This is a genomic window from Daejeonella oryzae DSM 19973 (assembly GCF_000422945.1).
Taxonomy (GTDB): domain Bacteria; phylum Bacteroidota; class Bacteroidia; order Sphingobacteriales; family Sphingobacteriaceae; genus Daejeonella; species Daejeonella oryzae.
In genome coordinates, this window is the sequence record NZ_AUHA01000002.1 from 159905 (window position 1) to 183966 (window position 24062).

General features: G+C 38.8%; 21 protein-coding genes. 13 read left to right on the top strand and 8 right to left on the bottom strand.

Features of this window, described 5'->3' with window-relative positions:
* The first annotated feature begins 45 nt into the window (after positions 1-45).
* The 5 genes from ftsY (at position 46) to G521_RS16190 (ending at position 5562) form a co-directional block, all read left to right on the top strand.
* Positions 46-1011: a signal recognition particle-docking protein FtsY gene (ftsY, locus tag G521_RS0100875; protein ID WP_026896818.1), complete on the top strand. Its 966-nt coding sequence runs from the start codon at positions 46-48 to the stop codon at positions 1009-1011.
* A 67-nt stretch (positions 1012-1078) separates the two neighbouring features.
* Entirely contained in the window at positions 1079-2410 is a 1332-nt protein-coding gene (rimO, locus tag G521_RS0100880) for a 30S ribosomal protein S12 methylthiotransferase RimO (RefSeq protein WP_026896819.1), read from the top strand.
* Positions 2411-2457: 47 nt separating this feature from the next.
* Positions 2458-4131, top strand: coding sequence for a bacillithiol biosynthesis cysteine-adding enzyme BshC (bshC, locus tag G521_RS0100885; RefSeq protein ID WP_026896820.1), 1674 nt, complete (start codon positions 2458-2460; stop codon positions 4129-4131).
* 3 nt (positions 4132-4134) lie between these two features.
* Positions 4135-5223 carry an Ldh family oxidoreductase gene (locus G521_RS0100890; RefSeq protein ID WP_026896821.1) on the top strand — a complete coding sequence of 363 codons (1089 nt, stop codon included), beginning with the start codon at positions 4135-4137 and terminating at the stop codon, positions 5221-5223.
* Positions 5224-5310: 87 nt separating this feature from the next.
* Positions 5311-5562 carry a hypothetical protein gene (locus tag G521_RS16190; RefSeq protein WP_036677953.1) on the top strand — a complete coding sequence of 84 codons (252 nt, stop codon included), beginning with the start codon at positions 5311-5313 and terminating at the stop codon, positions 5560-5562.
* Between the two features lie 41 nt (positions 5563-5603).
* On the opposite strand, the gene lepB is transcribed toward G521_RS16190, so the two are convergent.
* The 5 genes from lepB to G521_RS0100920 are packed head-to-tail and all read right to left on the bottom strand — an operon-like array spanning position 5604 to position 9890.
* Positions 5604-6716: a signal peptidase I gene (gene lepB, locus G521_RS0100900; protein WP_026896822.1), complete on the bottom strand. Its 1113-nt coding sequence runs from the start codon at positions 6714-6716 to the stop codon at positions 5604-5606.
* A gap of 27 nt (positions 6717-6743) precedes the next feature.
* Positions 6744-7487: a 4-hydroxy-tetrahydrodipicolinate reductase gene (dapB, locus tag G521_RS0100905; RefSeq protein WP_026896823.1), complete on the bottom strand. Its 744-nt coding sequence runs from the start codon at positions 7485-7487 to the stop codon at positions 6744-6746.
* Between the two features lie 52 nt (positions 7488-7539).
* Positions 7540-8187: a DUF5683 domain-containing protein gene (locus G521_RS0100910; protein ID WP_026896824.1), complete on the bottom strand. Its 648-nt coding sequence runs from the start codon at positions 8185-8187 to the stop codon at positions 7540-7542.
* Positions 8187-9083 (bottom strand): ParB/RepB/Spo0J family partition protein, encoded by an 897-nt coding sequence (locus tag G521_RS0100915; protein ID WP_026896825.1) that lies wholly within the window; start codon positions 9081-9083, stop codon positions 8187-8189. The genes G521_RS0100910 and G521_RS0100915 overlap by 1 nt, the downstream gene beginning before the upstream one ends.
* 3 nt (positions 9084-9086) lie before the next feature.
* Positions 9087-9890 carry a ParA family protein gene (locus G521_RS0100920; RefSeq protein WP_026896826.1) on the bottom strand — a complete coding sequence of 268 codons (804 nt, stop codon included), beginning with the start codon at positions 9888-9890 and terminating at the stop codon, positions 9087-9089.
* A 177-nt stretch (positions 9891-10067) separates the two neighbouring features.
* Between G521_RS0100920 and G521_RS0100925 the strand changes: the two genes are divergently transcribed.
* A complete protein-coding gene (locus G521_RS0100925; RefSeq protein WP_026896827.1) occupies positions 10068-10589 on the top strand; it encodes an NADPH-dependent FMN reductase in 522 nt (173 codons plus the stop codon).
* Positions 10590-10597: 8 nt separating this feature from the next.
* Here G521_RS0100925 and G521_RS0100930 read toward each other — a convergent pair whose 3' ends face one another.
* On the bottom strand, positions 10598-11524 hold the full coding sequence (locus tag G521_RS0100930) for a cobalamin-binding protein (protein ID WP_026896828.1): 927 nt from the start codon (positions 11522-11524) through the stop codon (positions 10598-10600).
* An 86-nt stretch (positions 11525-11610) separates the two neighbouring features.
* On the opposite strand from G521_RS0100930, the gene G521_RS0100935 reads away from it, so the two are divergent.
* Positions 11611-13248 carry an ABC transporter substrate-binding protein gene (locus G521_RS0100935; protein ID WP_026896829.1) on the top strand — a complete coding sequence of 546 codons (1638 nt, stop codon included), beginning with the start codon at positions 11611-11613 and terminating at the stop codon, positions 13246-13248.
* A gap of 111 nt (positions 13249-13359) precedes the next feature.
* On the opposite strand, the gene G521_RS0100940 is transcribed toward G521_RS0100935, so the two are convergent.
* Positions 13360-15825, bottom strand: a complete 2466-nt coding sequence (locus tag G521_RS0100940; protein WP_026896830.1) for an outer membrane beta-barrel family protein — start codon at positions 15823-15825, stop codon at positions 13360-13362.
* Between the two features lie 321 nt (positions 15826-16146).
* Entirely contained in the window at positions 16147-18996 is a 2850-nt protein-coding gene (gene leuS / locus G521_RS0100945) for a leucine--tRNA ligase (protein ID WP_026896831.1), read from the bottom strand.
* A 187-nt stretch (positions 18997-19183) separates the two neighbouring features.
* Here leuS and G521_RS0100950 point away from each other — a divergent pair, with 187 nt between their 5' ends.
* From G521_RS0100950 to G521_RS0100975, 6 genes are all read left to right on the top strand, one after another.
* Positions 19184-20062, top strand: coding sequence for a cell division protein FtsX (locus G521_RS0100950; protein ID WP_026896832.1), 879 nt, complete (start codon positions 19184-19186; stop codon positions 20060-20062).
* Positions 20062-20298 (top strand): DUF3098 domain-containing protein, encoded by a 237-nt coding sequence (locus G521_RS0100955; protein ID WP_036677958.1) that lies wholly within the window; start codon positions 20062-20064, stop codon positions 20296-20298. Before G521_RS0100950 ends, G521_RS0100955 begins: the two co-directional genes overlap by 1 nt.
* Positions 20298-21092, top strand: a complete 795-nt coding sequence (locus G521_RS0100960) for an undecaprenyl-diphosphate phosphatase (protein ID WP_026896834.1) — start codon at positions 20298-20300, stop codon at positions 21090-21092. The genes G521_RS0100955 and G521_RS0100960 overlap by 1 nt, the downstream gene beginning before the upstream one ends.
* Entirely contained in the window at positions 21089-21829 is a 741-nt protein-coding gene (gene truB / locus G521_RS0100965) for a tRNA pseudouridine(55) synthase TruB (RefSeq protein ID WP_026896835.1), read from the top strand. Before G521_RS0100960 ends, truB begins: the two co-directional genes overlap by 4 nt.
* A gap of 153 nt (positions 21830-21982) precedes the next feature.
* Positions 21983-22936: a bifunctional riboflavin kinase/FAD synthetase gene (locus G521_RS0100970; protein ID WP_026896836.1), complete on the top strand. Its 954-nt coding sequence runs from the start codon at positions 21983-21985 to the stop codon at positions 22934-22936.
* 16 nt (positions 22937-22952) lie between these two features.
* On the top strand, positions 22953-24002 hold the full coding sequence (locus G521_RS0100975) for a DUF2157 domain-containing protein (protein ID WP_026896837.1): 1050 nt from the start codon (positions 22953-22955) through the stop codon (positions 24000-24002).
* The last annotated feature ends 60 nt before the right edge of the window (positions 24003-24062 follow it).

Below are 24062 nucleotides of genomic sequence, written 5' to 3' on the forward strand. Positions count from 1 at the left end.
CCCTCGATTAATTCGTGGGGGGCTTTTTTCGTTATTTAATCATCTATGGGATTATTTGATTTTTTTAAAAAGAAAGAAACTACTGTTCAAGAACAGGAAGATTTAGACAAAGGCCTGGAGAAAACCAAGGATGGTATTTTTTCCAAGTTAACTAAAGCCATTGTTGGTAAAGCTACAGTTGATGAAGAGGTTTTAGACGAACTGGAAGAAATTCTGGTCATGTCTGATGTTGGCGTTTCTACCACTCTGAAAATTATTGATCGCATTGAAGCCCGGGTTGCAAGAGATAAATACGTAAACACTTCAGAGCTTAACTCGATATTAAGGGAAGAAGTCCAGAATTTGCTGTCTGAAAATAACAGCAATGATTTTCGGAATTTTGAATATGGCAGCCACAAGCCCTATGTAATTATGGTGGTTGGTGTTAACGGCGTTGGCAAAACCACCACTATCGGCAAATTGGCCCATAAATTAAAGCTTGCCGGCAATAAAGTTGTTTTGGGTGCAGCCGATACATTTCGTGCCGCAGCTGTAGAACAATTAAAATTGTGGGGCGAACGTGTAAATGTGCGGGTTGTAGCTCAGCCCATGGGATCTGATCCTGCATCGGTTGCTTTTGACACCCTTCAATCGGCCGTTGCAAATGGCGAAGATGTGGCTATTATTGATACAGCCGGCAGGTTGCATAATAAAGTTACCCTGATGAATGAGCTTTCTAAAATTAAACAGGTAATGCAAAAAGTTGTTCCGGGAGCGCCGCATGAAATATTGCTGGTACTGGATGCATCAACCGGACAGAATGCCATTGAACAATGCAGGCAATTCACTCAGGCCACTGACGTAAATGCCCTTGCTCTAACTAAACTGGACGGTACCGCCAAAGGTGGTGTTGTAATCGGAATATCGGATGAATTTAAAATACCGGTTAAATATATAGGTGTTGGTGAAGGCATTGACCATCTTCAGCTTTTTAATAAAAAGGAGTTTGTAGACTCCCTGTTTAAACAATAAAAATTAGAAACTAATCACTGCAAACAGATTATTCAAATCGAAAGGTTGACCGAAGGGAAGGATAAGAATGAGAACTAAATTAAAAAATCAGCCCATATTAAAAAAACCTCGTGTAAACGTTATAACACTGGGTTGTTCTAAAAACATCCATGACTCAGAAGTGCTTATGGGCCAGCTTCAGGGAAACAGCATGGAAGTAGTTCATGAGGCCGAAAAAATTGCCAGTGATGATATTATAGTTATTAATACCTGCGGTTTTATTGATAATGCCAAGCAGGAATCTATTGATACTATCCTGCAATACAGTGAACTGAAAGAGCAGGGAAAAGTGGGAAAGGTTATTGTAACAGGATGCCTTTCTGAACGCTACAAACCAGAGCTGGAAGCAGAAATCACGAATGTAGACGCTTACTTCGGAACCAATGACCTTCAGAATCTCCTTACATCTATAGGTGCAGATTATAAACATGAACTATTAGGAGAACGGCTATTAACCACACCTTCACACTTCTCTTATTTTAAAATTGCAGAAGGATGTAACAGACCCTGCTCCTTTTGTGCCATTCCCTTAATGCGTGGGAAACACGTTTCAAAACCTATTGAAGATTTAGTTAAGGAAGCTAAATTTTTAGCCAAAAATGGCACCAAAGAATTAATTCTGATAGCCCAGGATCTTACGTATTACGGACTGGATATTTACAATAAGCGTAACCTGGCTGATCTTCTGCGAAATCTATCTGACGTAGACGGTATCGAATGGATACGGCTTCAATATGCGTATCCATCCGGATTTCCGATGGATATATTAGATGCGATGAACGAGCGCAGTAATATTTGCAATTATCTGGATATGCCTTTACAACATATCACCGATTCGATGCTAAAATCGATGCGACGCGGAACCACAAAGCAAAAAACGATTGATCTGGTTAATTCTATTCGCGATCGCGTTCCAGAAATTACCATGCGCACTACGTTGATATGCGGCTATCCGGGCGAAACGGAGTACGATTTCCAGGAAATGAAAGAATGGGTTGCCGAAACCAAATTTGATCGTTTGGGCTGTTTTACATATTCTCATGAAGAAAAAACTCATGCTCATCTTTTGAATGACGATGTTCCGGAAGATGTAAAACAACAGCGTGTTGAAGAAATAATGGATATTCAGCAAGGCATTTCATTTGATATTAATCAAAAGAAAATAGGCAAAACTTACAAGGTTTTAATTGACCGAAAAGATGCTGATTATTTTGTAGGCAGAACCGAATTTGATTCTCCCGAAGTAGATAATGAAGTTTTAATTGATGCAAAAATCGATTACGCCAACATTGGCAGTTTTGTAAATGTAAAGATCGACCGTGCTGAAGATTTTGATTTGTATGGACAAATTGTCAAATAAAAAGGCCCTTTAAACTTATTCAGTAATTTCGTCTAAATTCGCCGCGGATGAAAGCAACATATATTGATTATAGTGAAACCAATAGTTTTTCGCCGGCGGTGATCAGCTATCTGGAAGGTAATGAGAACTTAAAGCCTTTTATTTCACATTTACCCAATACAGAAGGCTTTCGGAATTTACTGGCTGATAAAAAGGAACTTGCCGACAGAAGAATTCTGACTAATGTCCTTAAAAAACAATATGCTACTCTATTAAATAAAGAATTAGAGTCTCTGCCACATGCATTTTCGGGAAATGAAACGAATTTCTTAAACCACGAGGATTTTGCACAGAACAATCTGGTAGTTAAAAATATCAGTCTTCTGGAACATACAAATACCTATACAGTTACAACCGGGCATCAATTAAATATCTTTACCGGTCCGCTCTACTTTATATTTAAAATTGCTACAGCCATAAAACTGGCTCGTGATTTAAAGCAGCAGTTCCCTGATAAAAATTTTGTTCCCGTTTACTGGATGGCTACTGAAGATCATGATTTTGCAGAAATTAATCATACATATATAGGCGGTAAAAAAATAAGCTGGGAAAAGGATGCTGCAGGTGCAACCGGACGCATAAAAACTGATGATATTCTTAATGCTCTTAAAGAATATACGGGCATATTGGGAATTTCAGAAAACGCCATGCACTTGGCAGGTTTAATCGAAAGGGCATATACTCATCCCAATTTATCTGATGCTACCCGTTTTCTGGTTAACAGTTTGTTTGGAGAATATGGTTTGCTGATCATCGATGCAGATCAGCCTGAATTTAAAAAACAATTCAGTGAGTATATAGAAAAAGACATCCTTCAGCAGAATAGCTTTAATAACATAAATACTCAAACCGAAGAGTTGCAAAAAATCGGTTTTGAAACCCAGGTAAATCCAAGGGAAATTAATTTTTTCTACTTGCGTGACAAGCTTCGCGAACGAATTGTATTTGAAAAATCCAGATATGTAATTTTAAATACCGATATCAGTTTTTCTGAAGAAGAAATAAAAGAAGAAATTAAAGCTCATCCGGAATATTTCAGTCCGAATGTGGTAATGAGACCGCTTTATCAGGAAGTAATCCTGCCAAACATCGCTTACATTGGCGGGGGCGCAGAAATTGTATACTGGTTGCAACTGAAACAAAACTTTGATTATTATCAGGTTGAATTCCCGATACTTGTTTTAAGAAACTCGGCGCTGATCACTGACTATTCCACTACTTCCAGGATTTCGAAACTCGATTTGAAAGTAACTGACATTTTCAAAGCTACGGATGACTTAGAGAAAAATTGGGTTCTAAATCACAGTAAAAATAATCTGAATCTTCAGGATGAATGGCAGGAACTGAAATGCATTTTCGAGAAGATAAAACTGCGGGCTCACAAAATAGACGTCACACTTTCTCCCAGCACAGAGGCCGTTCAGGTAAGATTGCATAAAGCAATTGTCAATTTAGAGAAAAAACTGATCAAAGCTGAAAAGAGAAATTATTCAGAATCTCTTAATCAGATCAAAAATATTAAAACTAAACTTTTTCCGCATGGCGGATTACAGGAACGATCTGAAAATTTCGGTTTATTATATGTCAAATACGGAGAAGATCTGATTAAATCATTAATTAATAATTTTAATCCACTCGATTTCCGGTTCACTATATTACAGGAAGAAAATCCTGCTCATTGATTTATGAATTACCACACTTTTTCTGAAGAAATACTTCGAAATTTCACAAAGAATATTTTTGTAAAAATGGGTTGCACAGACGAAGATGCTGTGCTGGCAAGCGATGTTTTAATCAAATCAGATCTTCGCGGAATCGACTCTCATGGTGTTGCCCGCTTAAGCGGATACGTTCGGCTTTGGGAAAAGAACCGCATCAATACAAAACCAAATATCCGGGTAGTTTATGAAACCCCTACAACCGCAACGGTTGACGGCGATGCCGGACTGGGATTGGTAATTGCTCCTTTCGCGATGAAAATAGCGATTGAAAAGGCAGAGAAATATGGCTCTGGCTGGGTATCTGTCAGAAATTCAAATCACTTTGGAATTGCAGGATATCATGCACTAATGGCGGTAGAAAAAAACATGATCGGCTTTGCTATGACAAATGCCAGTCCGTTGGTTGCACCCACTTTTGCAAACGAACGCTTACTGGGAACAAATCCAATGTGTTATGCTTTTCCGGCAGGAAAATATCCACCGGTTATAGTTGATATGGCTACATCTGCCGCAGCAAACGGCAAACTGGAAATTGCACAGCGATCTGGAAAGCCGGTGCCGGAAGGATGGATCCAGGATAAAGATGGCAATTCCTCTATCGATCCTCATGAGTTAAAAAGCGGCGGATCGTTGCTGCCTCTTGGAAGCGACAGAGATCACGGCAGCCATAAAGGTTTCGGATTAAGCGCCACGGTAGATATTTTATCGGCAGTACTTTCAGGAGCTAATTATGGCCCCTGGGTTCCGCCTTTTGTCTCTTTTTTAGAACCTCCATCTGATCCCGTTGGTAAGGGAATAGGTCATTTTATTGGAGCCATGCGGGTTGATGGCTTTAGGCCGGTAGAAGAATTTAAATCACACTTGGATAAATGGATTGAACGATTTAAATCTGCAAAAACCGTTTCTCCTGATCAGAAAGTTATTATCCCGGGCGAACCCGAGTTAGAAGCAGAACTTTTTAGGCAAACTAATGGAATTCCAATAATTGAATCTGTATACCTGGATTTGAATGAGTTAGCTGAAAAATTCCAAATTGAAAAACTGAATAAATAGGATTTAATTTATATCATCATCAAATTTTAAAAACAATACAGATTTACGGGCCTTGTATAATATATCGTTCATTTAAACTTTATAATTATGAAAAATCCAATTCCACCAGGAAAAGATAGCGCCAGCACTGGATCTCAGGGTAAAAGTACCTCTAACAGGGCATTTGATGATAATAGAGAAGTTTTAAAGTCCAGAGGAATTTCTAATTCAGGTGGCCAGATGTCTGATCAAACGGATAACAAACAAGCCACCGTAAATAAAGGAAATGTAAATCCGGATGTACAAGGAAAACAGCATGCTCCGCAAAAGCCAAGCGAAAGTTCTCCCAAGAAGAAATAGTTTGAAAATATGCGCAGCTTAAAGCTGCGCATATTTATTGGTTAATAGATACCACCAAAGATTCTGTTCCAGCGAATCTTACTTAAAAAAGTCCCGTCAGAATCCCAGCTCATCCAAACGAACAGAGCTTTCCCAACAATATGATCTTCGGGCACAAAACCCCAATAGCGTGAATCCAGCGAATTATGACGGTTATCACCCATCATCCAGTAATAGTTTTGTTTAAACGTATAGTTATCTGCCGGCTTTCCATTAATAACAATCTGATTACCATTCTGCTCTACTTTATTCCCTTCATAAACCCTAATAGCCCGCTCATACAAAGGAAAATTAGTGCTGTCTAGTTTTACGTTCCAGCCTTTTTTAGGAATTATAACGGATCCGAAATTATCTTCATTCCATTTAAATCGTTGGTTGTGAGGGAAAATTTGTGGTTCAAATTCATTAATGGGACGTATAACCGGAATCACAGATTTAACATTTTCCCAATTTTTAATGGTCTCTGCCTGAGCAGCAGTCATATTAAAATAATAATCATCCTCGGTAGCACGCTGAACTTCAATGTCCATATCCTCTAACTTCTGAGGATTAAAATCCGTTCCGTCAGATTTTACGGCATAATTTGTTTCGCCAAACTGAGGAGTTTCGGCCGGTTTTCCGTTAATGTATACCTGGGCATTAATGATCCTTAAAGTATCACCGCCTATTCCAATACAGCGCTTGATATAATTTTCGCGTTTATCTACAGGGCGATTGTATGGGGAATCCGCCTCCATCGGGTAATTGAACACAATTACATCGTTCCGCTTGATTTCACTTAATCCCGGCAAACGGCGGTATTTCCACTGAATGCCATCATAGTACGCTTTGGTGCCGATAATTGGCATGCTATGATGAGCAAAAGGAAAAGAAACGGGAGTAATCGGCATACGGGCACCATAATTAACCTTGCTTACAAACAGAAAATCACCTACCAGCAAGGTTTTTTCCATTGACCCGGTAGGAATTGTATAGGCTTCGATAAATAATCCTCGGATTAGGGTAGCGGCTATAACAGCAAAAAGAATGGCATCAAACCATTCACGTCCAGCACTTTTCTTCTTCTTAGTAATCGCTTTATCTTTAGGATTTTTATTCCAGAATTTCCAATTCATGCTTTATATTTTGTAACAATATAGGGTTTAAACGTTAAAATCAAACATATCACCAACACTAAAAAAACCACGACGATTTTGAAGCCACTCTGCAGCAAGTACTGCCCCCAAGGCAAAACCGGCCCGGCTGTGCGCAACATGTTTCAATTCAATTTCATCAACTTCAGAACTATAAATAACAGTATGAGTTCCCGGTACTGATTCTATGCGGTGAGATTCAATAAGTAACTGCTCATGGCCTGCAACCTTTTCCTTATCATGGCCCACCAATTCATTAACCCATTCATTTTTACGATCCAGCTCATCAATTATGCCTTCGGCTATAGTCATGGCCGTTCCGCTGGGAGAATCCAGTTTTTCTAAGTGATGAATCTCTTCTACCTGTACGTCATACTGAGGGTAACGGTTCATTATTTTTGCCAATACTTTATTGATATGAAAAAACACGTTTACTCCAACACTAAAATTAGATGCGTACAACATGGTTTTGTTACCCTCATCGCATGAATTTTTGACTTCCTGCAATTTGCCGTACCAGCCGGTAGTACCCACAACAAGGGGAACATCAGCATCAAAGCATAATTGAATATTATTCAATACCGTTTCCGGTGTGCTGAAATCAATTGCAACATCCGCCCTTTTTAAATTTTCTGTGGTAAGATCTGCGAGAGAATTTGCATCAATTCTTAATACGATTTCGTGACCGCGACCGGAGGCGAGCTGATCAATTGTTCGGCCCATTTTACCATAACCCAGGATGGCTATTTTCATTTACAATTAAATTTGAAAAGTGTTGTTTGGGATTGGAGAATTAGCATATTCATTATAAAGATAATGTGAATTTAATGCCTGGCAGAGGTGCATTTTGAGCATTTACCGGCATCCGCTGAAGAGTAGGCTTAACACGCAGGCTAAGATCATCAGTAATGTCAAATCTGAAAAACTTTGCATCGATATAGGCATCAATAATATTGATTGCATAAAAAGCAATACCTCCTAAAATGGACAGATCGCGGTTACGGCGGTAACCATCTTTAATGGTGATAATGCCGGTAGAACTATAACCCGCATATAAAGGATTTCCCGGCAATTTCAGGCTATCAGGGGCCGTAGTATTAAAATCCCTGACCTGAGCCTCCTTTAAAAATATTTTATAATTCGTTTGGTTGAAATTATAAACCAGGGCAATTCCTACAAATCCACCGTATACCAATGGAACCTTCCACCAGCGCCCGTTTGATATTTGACCGAGTCCCGGAAGGATAGCAGAACGCATAGCGGCTTTTCTTGGCATTTTTTCCAGCGCCAAGCGGGCAGAATCCTTTACAACTGTTTCGCTTTCTTTAACCGCAGGCTTATTTAGCGGTTTAACAGTATCCGCTTTTAAAACTGTATCGGTTTGCTGCGCAAACACCTGCGTGCTTCCCAAAATGAAAAATATAACTGCAAGGATTAAATATTTGTAATTCATTACCAGTCTAACATTTCAAGGATGCGGTTTAAATCATCTTCAGACATAAAAGGAATTTCAATGGCACCGGTTCCTTTGTCCTGAACTTTCAGCTTTACCCGGGTTCCAAATTTGGAAGCAAGATCATCTTCAATTTTTTGAAACTGAAATGACATCACTTTTGGCTTAACCGAAGGGTTAGATTTACCGTCCTTCTGTAATTGTCTAACCAATTCTTCAACCTTACGAACAGAAAGGCCTTCCTTAATTATTTGCTTATGAATATACAATTGCTTTTCTACATCTTCAACAGATATTAAAGCACGGGCATGGCCCATAGAAATTTCGCTATCGCGGATTGATGCCTGGATTGATGGAGGAAGTTTGAGTAAGCGCAGATAATTTGTAATGGTCGAACGGCTTTTGCTAACCCTGTCGCCCAACTCATCCTGCTTCAAGCTGCATTCTTCAATCATTCGCTGAAAGCTGATAGCCACCTCAATTGCATTCAGATTTTCACGCTGAATGTTTTCTATCAGGGCCATTTCAAGCATCTGCTGATCATTGGCCGTACGAACGTACGCCGGAACCTCTGATAAACCAGCCATTTTTGAAGCTCTTAATCGTCGCTCTCCGGAAATTAGCTGATAATTATTCTGGCCAACCTTTCTAACGGTAATTGGCTGAATCAGTCCCTGCAGTTTTATAGAATCTGATAATTCCTGTAAAGCTTCGGCCGCAAATTCAGAACGCGGCTGAAATGGGTTAACCTCTACCATGTTAATTTTAACATGGCTGATAGTTCCCAATGAAGCACCTTCGTTACTTACCTGCTGCCTGTTGCTCTGAACAATTTCGGTATCATCCAATAAAGCACTTAATCCTTTTCCTAATCCTGTTTTTTTCTGATACGTCATTTGTTATACTATTGCTTCTTTCACAGCATCTTCTTCTGATACCATCCCGTTTTTTTGGATAATTTCACGGGCTAAATTGAGATAATTAATTGCGCCTTTGCAATTGGCATCATGCATAATTACAGACACTCCATAGCTTGGAGCTTCACTCAGGCGGGTATTGCGCTGAATAATGGTTTTAAATACCAGATCCTGAAAATGAGTTTTAACCTCTTCTACTACCTGATTAGATAAACGCAGACGCACATCATACATTGTCAGCAAAATCCCTTCAATTTCCAGAGCAGTGTTCAGGCGGTTCTGAACAATCTTAATGGTATTCAATAATTTCCCTAAACCTTCTAATGCAAAGTATTCACATTGAACCGGAATTATTACCGAATCAGCTGCGCTTAATGCATTAATAGTAATCAGTCCCAATGATGGAGAACAGTCGATAATAATAAAATCATATTCATCCCGCACTTTCTCCAGAACCGCTCTCATTTTGTATTCACGGTCAACCAGATTGATCATTTCAATTTCGGCTCCTACCAGATCGATATGTGCCGGAAGCAGAAATAAATTAGGCGTATTGGTTTTCTGAATAGCATCATGAGGATCAATTTCGTTGATGATACATTCATAGATGCTTGCTTTTATAGTGCGGGGATCGAAGCCGATTCCAGAGGTTGTATTGGCCTGCGGATCTGCATCGATTAATAGTGTACGATATTCTAAAACAGCTAAACTAGCCGCCAGATTGATGGATGATGTTGTTTTACCCACACCGCCTTTCTGGTTAGCTAACGCGATTATTTTACTCATAATCAGAAATAATATTTACAAATAAGTGATAATTAAAAATAGAAAACCATAATCTTTAAGCCAATCAAAATGCTATTTTTGACGCCTGAAGCGGCCTTTTTACCAACCGACTAAGATACTAACTTTAAACAATTTAATCCGCGGGGCGTCAGTTCGTTTTGCACATCTTATTAACAAATGACAACCATCATTGCCAGCACAAACCGCCCCGGAAGCAATACTCTGTTAATGTCCCAGCATTATCAAAAGGTATTGGATCAAAAAGGATATCCTTCCGAAATCTTATCCTTAACGGATCTTCCGGACAATTTTCTGGCTTCGGATATGTACGGTCAGCGAAGTGAGGAGTTTCAGATTATTCAGAACAAAATCAGCGCAAGCACCAAGTTTATATTCGTTATCCCCGAATATAATGGCAGTTTTCCGGGAGTATTAAAGGCATTTATTGACGGTTGTAAATTCCCTGATAGCTTTTATGGCAAAAAGGTGGCATTAGTTGGATTGTCATCCGGAAAATATGGCAATGTACGCGGTGTAGAGCATTTCACCGGTATCTGTCATTATATTCACATGCATGTAATGCCTCTTCGGTTACATATCCCTGCAATAGATAAAGAAATAGATGCAAACGGTAATTTAATTAAGGAAGATACCCTGCGTTTCATTGATCAGCAGGCAGAGCAATTTATATCGTTCTAAAAATACTGCTAAACGTTAAATTTAATCCATCCTTCTCCCTCATATCCAAACACAAATTGTTTGGGATTAATAATCTCGGCCAAAATTTCTATACTATCAGTAATTCTTGGGCCGGGTCTGTTAAAATAATGATCTCCGTCGGCAATGTAAATCCGGTTGTTTTGCACTGCACTTAATTCAGACCATCCTTCCATCTCAAGCAATAAATTTATCTCCTGTAACGTCCGAGGCATGGAAAATCCACAGGGCATTATTACAATAATATCCGGATTTTCTTCTCGTATCTGATCAAAACCGATATATGGTGAATGCTCTCCTTCTTTACTAAGAACCGGATTTCCGCCTGCGATATGAATCAAACCCGGGTTCCAGTTTCCGGCAGTCATTAAAGGCTGAATCCATTCTATGCAAACAACCTTTGGTTTATTTTCAATAAATTTAAGCTTATGGCGAATAATATCGATGCGTTCCTCCATCTCCTCTATCAGTGCTTCTGCCCGGTCAGACACTGAAAAAAATGATCCCATTCTCCTTATATCTCCAAAAATATCTTGAAGGCTTGCTGGTTTTAATGAAATCAGCTCCACATTTTTATCTGTAAATTCCCTCATCGCAGCCTCTACATCATTTAAAGAAACCGCACAAACCGCACATTGATCCTGGGTTATGATCACATCCGGAGCCAGTTCCCTGATCATGTTTTTATTGAGCGAATAGATTGAGAGACCATCCGACAATATATCTTTCAATTGGTTATCAATGCCTTGACTTGAATTTCCCTGATCTAAATTTGATGAAGTACAAACCGGAAGATGATGAATACTCTCGGGATAATTGCATTTATGAGAGCGGCCAACCAGATTATCTCCCAATCCTAAGGCAACAATAATTTCTGTAGCCGCAGGTAATAGAGAGATTATTTTTTTATGAGTCATTAATGATTTAATTTGTGCAAATGTACAAATCAGCAGCAAGGCTTTTTATCCTCATGCAAAAGTGCTCCAAATTATATTTAATATTCATGCATAATTTCCCCAGATTAATAATTACCCTAATCGCTAGCTTATCCTTTTTCTTAAATTCATGCAATTCAATTTCTGAAAACCCGGATAAAAAAGTATTTAACATAAACTTAAATGATGGTTTAACATCTCTGGATCCGGCTTTTGCCCGTAACCAGAATGCGCTTTGGATGGTTAATCAACTATTTAATGGCCTGGTGCAGGTTGATGATGATTTGAATACCATACCTGCAATCGCCAAAAGCTGGGAAATATCGCCTGACGGAAAAAGCTATACTTTTCATCTCCGCCAGGATGTATATTTCCATGACGATCCTTTATTTCCTTCAGGAAAAGGCAGAAAAGTGATAGCGGCAGATTTTGTCTACAGCTTTAATCGAATTCTCGATCCAAAAGTTGCTTCCTCAGGCGCCTGGATTTTCAACGACAAACTTAGCGGAGAGAATGCATTTTCGGCTCCCAATGACAGCACGCTGATCATTGAATTAATTAAACCATTTACACCCTTCTTAAGCATGTTAACTGCTCAGTACTGTTCTGTAGTTCCGCATGAAATCACAGAACATTACGGAAAAGATTTCCGGAATCATCCCATCGGTACCGGGCCATTCAAGTTTAAGCACTGGAAAGAGGGCGAAATTATGGTATTTCTAAAGAACGAAAACTATTGGGAAAAAGAAGGCAGCGAACAACTCCCTTATATGGATGCCATCCGCTCTACCTTTATTTCTGATAAGCAAACTGCTTTTATGGAATTCATTAAAAAGAATATTGACTTTTTTAACGGGATAGACGGAAGCTACCGCGATGATATTTTAACCAAATCAGGAAAAATGACCCGTAAATACGAAGGCAAATTTCAGCTGCGCACCGGGCCGTATTTAAATACAGAATATATTGGAATTCTGGTGGACAGTACAATGCCCATCGTAAAAAACTCGCCGCTTAAAAACAGAAAAATAAGGCAAGCCATTAATTACGCCATTGATCGCAAAAAAATGGTAAAATATCTGCGAAACAGCATTGGCACGCCCGGTCATGCAGGTTTTATTCCCCAGGGAATGCCCGGATTTGATATGCAGGCTGTAAAAGGGTATGAATACAATCCGGAAATGGCCCGGAAATTATTGGCGGAAGCCGGTTTCCCTAATGGAAAAGGCTTGAAGGAAATTAAGTTACAAACGTCAACAACCTATAAAGACCTGATTGAATTTGTGCAGGGAGAATTGAATGCACTGGGCATTAAATGCAAGGTTGAAGTAAATCAGACATCAAGTTTAAGGGAGATGATCGCTAAAAAGAGCGTGAACTTTTTCAGAGGTTCATGGATTGCCGATTATCCTGATGCCGAAAATTATCTATCCGTATTCTACTCTAAAAACTTTGTGCCCATTGGCCCGAATTATACCAGCTTTAAAAGCAAGAAATTTGATGAGCTCTTTGAGCGTTCTTTTGCCGAAAAAGATGAGCAGAAACGCTATGCACTTTATCGCGAAATGGATAATCTGGTTATGCAGGAATCGCCGGTGATTATTCTGTTTTATGATCAGCTTATCAATTTATATCAAAACAACATTAGCGGAATGAGTAATAATGCTCAAAATCTGCTGATTCTTAAAAAGGTAAAAAAGGAATAAATTAAGAACAAAAAAAGCCGGTTCCATAAAGGAACCGACTTCTCAAAACTAAAACTAAATTAATTACTTACTTTCTGTGTAAGAGATTGTTCAGGGTTTTATCCTGACAAATTATTGATTTCCTGCACCCTGATCACCCTGCTTCAGGTCATCATTATTTACACGTTTTTTACGCTGGGTTGCATTGAAGTTCATTTTACCAAACTGCCAGCTAAAGTTTACACCCACCGAACGGAAAGGAATTGAAAAATTAGAAGACTGATTGAAATTCTGGCCGTTAATTTCTGATCTGAAATTTTTACGTTCATTAAACGGATCGATGATATTTAAACCAATGCTGCCTTTCTTCTTAAGAATTTCTTTCTTAAAACCGATGTTCCACATATTAAATCCGGCGTTTGTTCCCTGAGAAGTACGTCTTGGTGAATTTAAAATAAAGAATGTTTCGGCGATAAAGCCACCCTTGAAAGTCATGCTTCCGCTGATAAAAGCATTGTAAAGAACCTGAATTTCATCTTCAATAATAGGAGCTCCCAAAGAAGGAATCCGATCAATATTGTAGGTATTTAAATTTAAGTTTCCTCTTAATGTTAATTTCTGTACCGGATTTACCGAACCAAATAAATTCATCCCAAAAGAATTATTAGTACCCACGTTATTAAATGTCTGAACGTTTACCGTATTGCCGGTTGTGAGATCTAAATCCTGAGTAATAAAACTTTCGATGATATTTTGAGTATTGCGGTAGTATAATGAAGCGTTAATTACTGTTGTTTTTACAAAAGTTGAATAACCTAACTCCACATTGTTAGATATTTCAGGTTCTAAATAAGCATTTCCTTGCGACTGGTTAATTGGATCACTTGAATTACGGAAAGGATTCAGGTAGAATAAACTTGGTCTCTGAATTCGCTTGTTGTAACTAATTTTAACTGTTTGAAAGTTTTTAAATGTACGTGATAAAGTTAAGCTGGGAACAAAATTATAATAGTCGTTCTCAAATGCAATTACATTACCTGACGATGAACTACCGGAAATTTTAGTGTATTCTAAACGTCCTCCAACTTTTACTCCGTAATTTTTAGCCAGCGTAAAACCTAAAGTAGTATATCCCGCTGCTACATCCTGGTTATAATCAAAAATATTTGAGCGGTCCAGGTTCCGAACAAAAGAAGAACCTGCAAGCGTGTCAATTTCTGTATTACTGGTAATATCTCTCAAAATAGCTTTAGCACCCATTTCGAGTGTAACCTTCTTAAAAGGTTGAACATAATCAGACTGGAAAGTTACTTCCTGATTATTTGCGTCATTATTTCCAATCTCGTCCGGATTATTTCCTCCGTTGTATAATGTCGTATAATCCTGCAGGTTTTTCCCCTTGGTTAACTGGGCAGCAAAAGAAAGTTCCTGACCTGCTTTTTTAAATTTACGGGTGTAATCTGTAGTCCAGTCAAAACCAGGCATAGATATTTCGCGGTCTGTATTGCTGGTAATTAATTGCTGTGCATTTCCAAAATAACGTGTTGATAATACATCTCCCTGAAATGTGTTGCCAAAACGGTTAAAACTTATTGAAGAATTTACAGCATTGAAATTATTAAAATCATAATCTGCACCGGCAGATCCTCTGAAACCTAAACGGGTAAATTCGCTGGTGCTGGTTTGATTAAAAATGGGATTTCCTGAAAGATCTGTCTGACTGAACGCAACTTCACTATCCTGAGGCCAGGCACCGTGTCCGCCAAAATTTCCGGTAAGGCCTAAACGGCCTTTTTTAATATTTAAATTGGCGTTCCCATTATTCTGGCGAGTACCTAAACCGCCACTTAAAGATCCGCTAACTCCTTCAACATTTTTCTTTTTGGTGATTATATTAATAATTCCTGAAGTTCCGTCTGCATCGTATTTTGCAGAAGGACTTGTAATTACCTCTACATTTTTAATCTGATCTGCAGGAATCATTTTCAAAGCATCAGCCATATTATTGGCCATGGAGCCGGAAGGCTTTCCGTTGATCAGTACTCTTACATTCTGACTTCCACGCAAAGAAACGTTTCCATCAATATCAACCGATAGAAGAGGCACTTTACGTAATACATCGCCGGCATTTCCGCCACCAATAGTTACATCGCGTTCAGCATTGTATACAATCTTATCAATTTTATTTTCGATCACTGCCGCCGCACCGGTTACCTGCACCTCGGCAAGTACTTTTTGGTTTGGAGAAAGAATAATGCGGCCTAAATTCAGATCCGGTTTTTCAAGAGATGTTTTTACGGGATCAATTACTTTGGTTTCGTATCCTAAAAAAGCAATAACAACACGGTAAGTTCCGGGAGCTATATTATCGACTTTAAAAGATCCTTTGGTATCAGTTAAAGAACCATTGGTAGTTTTTGTGCCTCCGCTCCTGCCAACTGCAACTGTAGCATATTCAACCGCCTGCTGAGTAATAGAATCAATAATGGTTCCCGAAATTTTTCCGGTGATCCCTGGCGCCGCTCCTCCCACGGGTCCCTGCCCAAAGGAGGTACCTATATATAAAGCAAAAGTCAATAGTAAAAGTAAACGTTTCATATTTTGTGTTTTTGATAATTAGGCGCAAAGATAAACTGAATGTTACAGCCAAATATTAAAGAATAAGTTAAATGCGGTAACATCGGGGTTACAGATCAACAGAATATACTAAACAGCTGCAGACTAGTTATATAGTATAACCAAAACGTTGATAATGAAAAAAAATCTGTAATTGAAATTAACTCTTAGCTGTAGAAAGAGTTATTTAGTCTGATTTTTTGGAGGTCTGGGATATACTGCAGAAATTATTTCAAGAGGATAAATGCTTGAGAAATTTCCGCCCCTCACATTTAATGAGGGGCGGAAAAGCAAATCAAATAATTAAACAACTAAGTTTATAATCTTACCTTTAACAAAGATCATTTTCTTTGGAGATTTACCATCCAGGTATCTTTTGACATCTTCATTATTCAGTACAAGCTGTTCCACTTCTGCGCTTTCTGAACTCAAGGAGATATTCAAGTTCATTTTCATTTTCCCGTTGATGGAAACCGGATAAGCAAATTCATTTTCCACCAGATATCCGGGTTTAAATTCGGGATAATCTGCAAAAGATAATGTACCGGGATTATTTCCTAACAGAACCCATAACTCCTCGGTAATATGCGGTGCATATGGGTGAAGAACGACAACCAGCTGCTGCAAAATTTCCCGTTTGGTACATTTTAGATCCGTTAACTCATTTACGCAGATCATAAAGCTGGATACAGATGTATTAAATGAAAAACGTTCAATATCTTCTTCTACTTTACGGATGATCTTGTGCAATGCTTTGTATTCAGCTTTAGAAGGCTCGTCTTCTGAAACACGGAAGTTAAAGCTATCGTCGTGAAACAGTTTCCAGAATTTGCGCAAAAACTTAAATACGCCTTCAATTCCATTTGTATTCCAGGGTTTGCTCTGTTCCAGCGGACCGAGGAACATTTCATACAGGCGTAAAGTATCGGCTCCGTAACGTTCAACAATGTCATCCGGACTTACCACATTGAACTTGGATTTGGACATTTTCTCTACCTCTACGCCGCAAATGTATTTCCCATTTTCAAGAATAAATTCGGCCTGTTCGTATTCAGGTCTTGATTTCTTAAAGGCTTCAATATCCAGAATCTCATGAGCCACAATATTTACATCTACGTGAAGCGGAGTTGTTAGATATTGATCTTTAAGTCCATGAGAAACAAATACATTAGTTCCTTTACCCGCCTCATCTTTAATTCTGTAAACAAAATTTGATCTCCCCTGAATCATTCCCTGGTTAATCAGCTTTTTAAAAGGTTCTTCCTCGCTCACATATCCCAGGTCTTTTAAAAACTTGTTCCAGAAACGGCTGTATAATAAATGACCTGTTGCATGTTCAGATCCGCCAATGTAGAGATCTACACTTTTCCAATAATTGATAGCAGATTCGGGAGCAAAGACATTTTCCTCTCTTTCTTCGGGCGAAGCCATATATCTGTACCAGTACCAGCTGGAACCGGCCCAGCCCGGCATGGTAGAAAGTTCATATTCATAAACCTCTCCATTACCTTGTTCAGAAGAAAGAGAATATCGCCAATCCTCGGCTCGGGCCAAAGGCGGTTCACCGCTTTCGGTAGGCAAATATTTATCTACCTCAGGTAATACAAGGGGTAATTCACTTTGCTGAATCAGGTGTGGTAATCCATCTTTAAAATAGACAGGAACGGGTTCACCCCAGTAACGCTGACGACCAAAAATAGCATCACGCATTCGGTAATTTATTTTGGCTTTTCCTGCATTTAACTCTTCTAATTTATTGATCAATACGGGTAATGCTTCCTGATAAGAAAGTCCGTTAATCAGATCCGAATTAATATACCGGCCCTCTTTTGTCGGGTCGGCCTGCTGATCTAAATTTTGCTGCGCATCGGATATGGCCACAATAGGTAAATTATATTTAGTGGCAAACAGCCAGTCGCGTTGATCGCCTGAAGGAACAGCCATCACTGCACCCGTACCATATCCTGCCAGAACATAATCTGCAATCCATACCGGGATTTGCTGTCCGCTTAAAGGATGAATTGCAAAACTTCCTGTAAAAGCTCCGGAAACGGCTTTGGCGTCTGCCATCCGCTCCAGTTCCGATTTTTTCCTTGTCAGAAGAATATATTCTTCTATTTCTGCTTTCTGCGCATTGGTTGTCAGAGCGGTCACTAACTCATGCTCAGGGGCAAGAACCAGGAAAGAAGCTCCATAAATTGTATCTGCACGGGTTGTGAAAACTTCGATGAACTTATCTTTATCAGCATCACCTAAATTCTCAACCAAGCTTGGGCTAAGGCTAAATTTCACCATCGCACCCACACTTTTCCCGATCCAGTTACGCTGCATTTCTTTGAGTGGTTCCGGAAAATCAATACTATCCAATCCCTGCAGAAGCCTGTCGGCATAGGCAGTAATGCGCATGCTCCATTGCATCATTTTCTTCTGCACAACCGGGAAACCGCCGCGTTCAGAAAAACCGTCTTTCACCTCATCATTTGCCAGCACCGTACCCATTGCCGGGCACCAGTTCACCGTGCTTTCGCGAAGGTAGGTTAACCGGTATTTGAGCAGAATCTCCTGCTTTTCATTTTCAGATTTAACGCTCCATTGTTCTGCAGTAAAATACGGGATATCTTCATCAGAAACAGCCCTTACAGAATGATTTCCGCTTTTTTCAAACACTGAAATTAAAGCACTTATGGGTTCCGCTTTATCTGAATCCAGATTATACCAGGAATTAAATAATTGCATAAAGATCCACTGCGTCCATTTATAGTAAGACGGATCACTGGTTCTAACTTCACGGCTCCAGTCAAATGAAAAACCTATATTATCTAATTGCTCGCGATAGCGGGCAATATTTGTTTCGGTAGTAATTGCCGGATGCTGCCCCGTTTGGATAGCATATTGTTCGGCGGGTAATCCAAAGGAATCGTATCCCATGGGATGCAAAACATTAAAACCTTTTAATCTTTTATAGCGTGCAAAAATATCTGAAGCAATATAACCCAGGGGATGGCCCACATGTAAACCGGCTCCCGAAGGATAGGGAAACATATCAAGCACAAAATATTTTGGCCTGGATGATTTATTATCGACTTTATATGTTTGATTTTCGGCCCAGAATTGTTGCCATTTTTTCTCAATATCCCTAAACTGATAGTCCATTTCGCATTTCAGATAAGTTGCGAAAATACTAAAATCAAAACATTTTCTGAACCCAAAGCTGAATGTATCTGCTGAGGTTCTAATTTGGCATTTAACAAAACATTAACACGCTTATTTCAACACTTAATCCTTTATTATTTACGTTTGTAGACTGAAATCTTTATTTTCGCAATTCATTTTAGCATTTATGGAAGAATTTGAAGGCAGTGCATCCTCAAAAAAAACAAAAACTATATACATTTCAACAGTTATAAGTATTGCCCTGGTATTACTTATGATTGGTCTGTTGGGCTTAATTCTGGTTCACGCTAAAAATCTGTCTAATTACGTAAAAGAGAATATTGTTCTGAATATTATTGTAAATGATGGTGCTAAAGAAGTTGATGTTTTAGCGTTAAAAAAGCAAATTGACAGCAACCCCTACGTTCTAAAAACTCAGTATGTAAGTAAAGAACTTGCGGCCAGAAACCTGACTAAAGATTTAGGAGAAGATTTTGTAGAATTTCTGGGATATAATCCGCTTCTGTCTTCCATTGATGTTTATATGAAGGCCGATTATGCCAACAACGACAGTATAAATGCCTTTACAAAGCAGTTAAATAAAAACCCATTGATAAAAGAAGTGATTTACCAGAAATCACTGATTGACATGGTTAATCAAAATATTCGTGGCATTGGACTAATCATTTTGGCTTTCGCCGGAATACTGCTGATTATAGCCATTGCACTTATTAACAATACTATTCGCCTGGCTATCTACTCTCAACGTTTTCTGATCAAGAGTATGCAATTGGTTGGGGCCACAAAGAATTTTATCCGCAAACCATTTATGACCTATGGCATATTACATGGGTTTATTGCGGGCTTAATTGCAATCATTTTATTAGTCGGAATATTATATCTGGCACAAAAACAGGTTCCAGAAATGATTATTCTGAGAAGCTGGTTTGAATTTGCAATTGTATTTGCCGGAGTTATAGGTATCGGTATCTTGATTTCAGGTTTGAGCACTTATTTTGCTGTTAGCAAATTCCTTCGTTTAAAAATTTATGACCTTTACAGATAATGGTACAAAAAAACATTCCAAATAATGAAAGCCAGCCGGAACAGTTTGTGTTCGGCAAGATCAATTACAGATTTATGCTGATCAGCATAGCAATTGTGGTTGCAGGTTTTATGCTGATGATTGGCGAGAGTGATATTTATGACTTCAGAAAAACTATATTGGCGCCGATTGTAGTTTTAGCCGGCTTTGCTGTGGGTTTTTACGCCATCTTAAAAAAACCGGGTAAAAACGTATAATGAACTTTTTTCAAGCAATAATCCTGGCCATTATTGAAGGCCTGACGGAGTTTCTACCTGTTTCATCAACCGGACATATGATAATTGGCTCGTCTTTGATGGGCATTCAAACACAGGAGTTTGTAAAACTTTTTACCGTTGCCATCCAGTTCGGCGCTATATTGTCGGTGGTGGTTTTATACTTTAAACGATTTTTTAAGAGCTTTGATTTCTACCTAAAATTATTTGTCGCGTTTATCCCGGCAGTATTTTTTGGTCTGCTATTGAACGATACCATCAACCAGCTTCTGGAAAGCCCCATGGTTGTTGCGATCTCTTTGGTATTAGGCGGAGTAGTTTTACTCTTTGTAGATAAATGGTTTAACAATCCGGAAACTGATGATTCAGACGAGATTGGCTATATGACCGCCTTGAAAATTGGTTTTTTTCAATGCATTTCCATGATTCCCGGTGTTTCACGCTCGGCAGCAACTATCATTGGCGGTATGACTCAAAAACTATCGCGTAAAGCTGCCGCAGAATTTTCTTTTTTTCTGGCTGTACCAACCATGTTCGGTGCTACGGTAAAAAAGATCTATGACTTTTACAAAGATGGCTACGTGATTACTTCTGAAGAAATTCAACTTCTGGCAGTCGGCAATGTGGTAGCATTTATAGTAGCAATGCTCGCTATTAAATATTTTATCAGCTATTTGCAAAAAAACGGATTCAGAATATTTGGATGGTATCGTATTTTTGTAGGATTAATCATCCTGGGTTTTCTATTGGCGGGGTATGATTTGAGTGTTATATGATGACTGAAACTGAGGTAAAAACTTATCCTGATTTTGATTTTGCAGCTGGCGAAATCCTTTTAATTAATAAACCCTACAAATGGACCAGCTTTGATGTGGTTGGCAAGATCCGGAATTCTTTTAAACCGCTGAGATTAAAGGTAGGCCATGCCGGCACTTTAGATCCGCTGGCAACCGGTCTTTTAATTATTTGCACCGGCAAAATGACCAAAAGAATAGACGAATTTCAGGGTCAGGAAAAAGAATATACAGGCACCATGATTTTGGGCGCCACCACGCCTTCTTATGATCTGGAAACCGAAGTGGATGAAACCTTCTCAATTGATCATATTTCTGAAGAAGATATCAGGAACAATTGCCATCAGTTTACTGGCGAAATTGATCAGGCACCGCCTGTACATTCGGCCGTAAAAGTAGACGGCGAACGCTTATACCGTAAAGCCCGCCGGGGGGAAGCCGTAGAAATCAAAACCCGTAGAGTAACGGTAAGCGAATTTGAGATTACCCGTATAGAATTACCTGAAATAGATTTTAGAGTAGTTTGCAGCAAAGGAACATATATCAGGTCTTTGGTTTTTGATTTCGGACAGGCCCTTAATAATGGCGCTCATCTTTCTGCTTTACGCCGCACACGCAGCGGTGCTTGTAAAATTGAAAATGCATACGGGGTGATGGAACTTGTAAACCATGTACGCAGCCTCAAAGAAAAAGAGAAAGAAAAAGAAGTCTCAGAATAATTGATCTGTTTCAGCTGAATATTCAGCATCGGTTAATAAAAATGAACGGTTAACATATCACAATCAAAGCAGGAAGATTTAGCTTCCGGAAATCCTGATAATTCAAAATGGCAGGTTAAAGAATCTATCAGTTAATTAAGGATATCATAGAGAATGAAAATCTATCATCATATTGATGAATTTACCCCTTTAAATCGTGCGATTGTAACCATCGGCACGTTTGATGGTGTGCATGTCGGCCATCAAAAAATCATTAACAGGCTTTGCGAAGTTGCCCGCACCAACGGTGGCGAAAGTGTTATTTTAACTTTCTTTCCGCATCCGCGGATGATCCTTCATCCCGAAGATGAAAATATAAAACTCATTAGTACCATCCAGGAGAAAGCAGATCTGATTCAAAGTCTGGGTGTTGATCATTTAATTATTACACCCTTTACAAGAGATTTTTCCAATTTATCGGCAGAGGAATATATTCGTAATGTTTTGGTTGAGAAGATTGGAACCCGGCAGATCATTATCGGCTATGACCACCGCTTTGGAAAAGATCGCCAAGGTGGTTTAAAAGACCTTCAAAATTATTCAGCCATCTACCATTTCGGAGTTGAAGAAATTCCGGAACAGGATATCCACGATGTGGCCGTAAGTTCTACAAAAATTAGAAATGCGCTTCTGGCAGGCGATGTAAAAACGGCTTCCGATTTCCTGGGATATCCTTTTCATGTAAGCGGTAAAGTGATAAAAGGCGACCAGATAGGCCGAAAAATAGGTTTTCCAACCGCCAATTTATTTGTAGAAGAAACTTATAAACTCATTCCATCCGACGGCATTTACGCCGTTAGTGTGGAAATAAAATCACAGACAACAAACTCAGAAATTCCTGCCAAAATATTAAAAGGTATGGCTTATATTGGACACAGGCCAACCATTAATGGAATGACCCGTAATATTGAAGTGAATATTTTTGATTTTGCGGATGATATTTACGGCGGTATGGTCAGACTAAATTTTCTTCATCATATCCGTAATGATGAGAAATTCGACTCTTTAGAAGAATTAAAAACGCAAATTGCAAAAGACGAGATCGCCGCAAGAAGACTTTTGGAATAAAATCTAAGTAAAAATTTTGACCAAACTAAACCTGGATAAAGAGGAAAGTGAATTTTTAGATTCCACAATTAAAAAATGGGAATCTGATGGTTTACTCGACACAGAAACTGCCAGTAAGTTACGATCATCCTATACTGTTAAAGGATTTGACTGGCGTCGGCTTGCGCAATATTCTTTTTGGGTTGCACTGGTTTGCGGCATTATTTCAATTGCTTCGCTGATTATTGATGATACAGTGATTAAATGGCTTTCTCAACTTTACGATACACCGGATATATTAATCAGTTTGATCTCAGGGGGACTGGCCGCTCTCCTCTTTTATTTGGGGAATAAAAAAAAGAAAAAATTTCCTGAGCGAGTGTTCAGTAACGAAGCTGTTATTTTTCTAGGCGTGTTATTTACAGCAAGCTGTATTGCCTTTTTAGGAAAAACTTTTGATACGGGAGCCGGTCATTTCTCCATTTTATTTTTGCTTTCGGTATTCGTGTATGGACTGCTTGCTCATAGATTTAATTCCCGGCTAATCTGGGCATTTTCACTCATCTCTCTGGGAAGCTGGTTTGGTACCGAAACAGGTTATCAGACAGACTGGAGCTACTATTTCCTGGGGATGAATTATCCATTACGATTTGTATTATTCGGCATTCTTCTGGTTGCATTCAGCTTTATCATGCAGAAAATTAACCGTCTGAACTATTTCCGAGAATTCACTTACATCATCGGACTGATGTATTTATTCATATCACTTTGGCTCTTATCTATTTTTGGCAACTTCGGTACAATTGAAGATTGGTTTAAAGTAAAGCAAATAGAATTATTTTACTGGGGAATTATTTCTACGGCCATTGCCGCTGTTGCTACAGTTTATGGACTTCGCAAAAATGATTTTATAGCCCGGGAATTTGGAATAACATTTTTGCTGATCAACATCTACACCCGCTATTTTGAGTATTTATGGGATGTAACTTATAAAGCTATTTTCTTTACCATTCTGGGTTTATCTTTCTGGCTGATTGGCCGTAAAGCAGAAAAAATCTGGAATTTAGAGTTTTTGAAGAAAGATTGAGTGACATTCTCTATTCAACAAAAGTATATTTCATGCTCCGAAGAAAGATCAGGAAAATTC

Bases quoted from the DNA above. Each gene is read 5' to 3' on its own strand.
- bshC (WP_026896820.1), top strand. From the start codon at position 2,458: ATGAAAGCAACATATATTGATTATAGTGAAACCAATAGTTTTTCGCCG.
- G521_RS16190 (WP_036677953.1), top strand. From the start codon at position 5,311: ATGAAAAATCCAATTCCACCAGGAAAAGATAGCGCCAGCACTGGATCT.
- G521_RS0100970 (WP_026896836.1), top strand. From the start codon at position 21,983: ATGAAAATCTATCATCATATTGATGAATTTACCCCTTTAAATCGTGCG.
- dapB (WP_026896823.1), bottom strand. From the start codon at position 7,487: ATGAAAATAGCCATCCTGGGTTATGGTAAAATGGGCCGAACAATTGAT.
- G521_RS0100955 (WP_036677958.1), top strand. From the start codon at position 20,062: ATGGTACAAAAAAACATTCCAAATAATGAAAGCCAGCCGGAACAGTTT.
- G521_RS0100935 (WP_026896829.1), top strand. From the start codon at position 11,611: ATGCATAATTTCCCCAGATTAATAATTACCCTAATCGCTAGCTTATCC.
- G521_RS0100910 (WP_026896824.1), bottom strand. From the start codon at position 8,187: ATGAATTACAAATATTTAATCCTTGCAGTTATATTTTTCATTTTGGGA.
- G521_RS0100920 (WP_026896826.1), bottom strand. From the start codon at position 9,890: ATGAGTAAAATAATCGCGTTAGCTAACCAGAAAGGCGGTGTGGGTAAA.
- G521_RS0100940 (WP_026896830.1), bottom strand. From the start codon at position 15,825: ATGAAACGTTTACTTTTACTATTGACTTTTGCTTTATATATAGGTACC.
- G521_RS0100890 (WP_026896821.1), top strand. From the start codon at position 4,135: ATGAATTACCACACTTTTTCTGAAGAAATACTTCGAAATTTCACAAAG.
- leuS (WP_026896831.1), bottom strand. From the start codon at position 18,996: ATGGACTATCAGTTTAGGGATATTGAGAAAAAATGGCAACAATTCTGG.
- G521_RS0100960 (WP_026896834.1), top strand. From the start codon at position 20,298: ATGAACTTTTTTCAAGCAATAATCCTGGCCATTATTGAAGGCCTGACG.
- ftsY (WP_026896818.1), top strand. From the start codon at position 46: ATGGGATTATTTGATTTTTTTAAAAAGAAAGAAACTACTGTTCAAGAA.
- G521_RS0100925 (WP_026896827.1), top strand. From the start codon at position 10,068: ATGACAACCATCATTGCCAGCACAAACCGCCCCGGAAGCAATACTCTG.
- G521_RS0100915 (WP_026896825.1), bottom strand. From the start codon at position 9,083: ATGACGTATCAGAAAAAAACAGGATTAGGAAAAGGATTAAGTGCTTTA.
- G521_RS0100930 (WP_026896828.1), bottom strand. From the start codon at position 11,524: ATGACTCATAAAAAAATAATCTCTCTATTACCTGCGGCTACAGAAATT.
- truB (WP_026896835.1), top strand. From the start codon at position 21,089: ATGATGACTGAAACTGAGGTAAAAACTTATCCTGATTTTGATTTTGCA.
- G521_RS0100950 (WP_026896832.1), top strand. From the start codon at position 19,184: ATGGAAGAATTTGAAGGCAGTGCATCCTCAAAAAAAACAAAAACTATA.
- rimO (WP_026896819.1), top strand. From the start codon at position 1,079: ATGAGAACTAAATTAAAAAATCAGCCCATATTAAAAAAACCTCGTGTA.
- lepB (WP_026896822.1), bottom strand. From the start codon at position 6,716: ATGAATTGGAAATTCTGGAATAAAAATCCTAAAGATAAAGCGATTACT.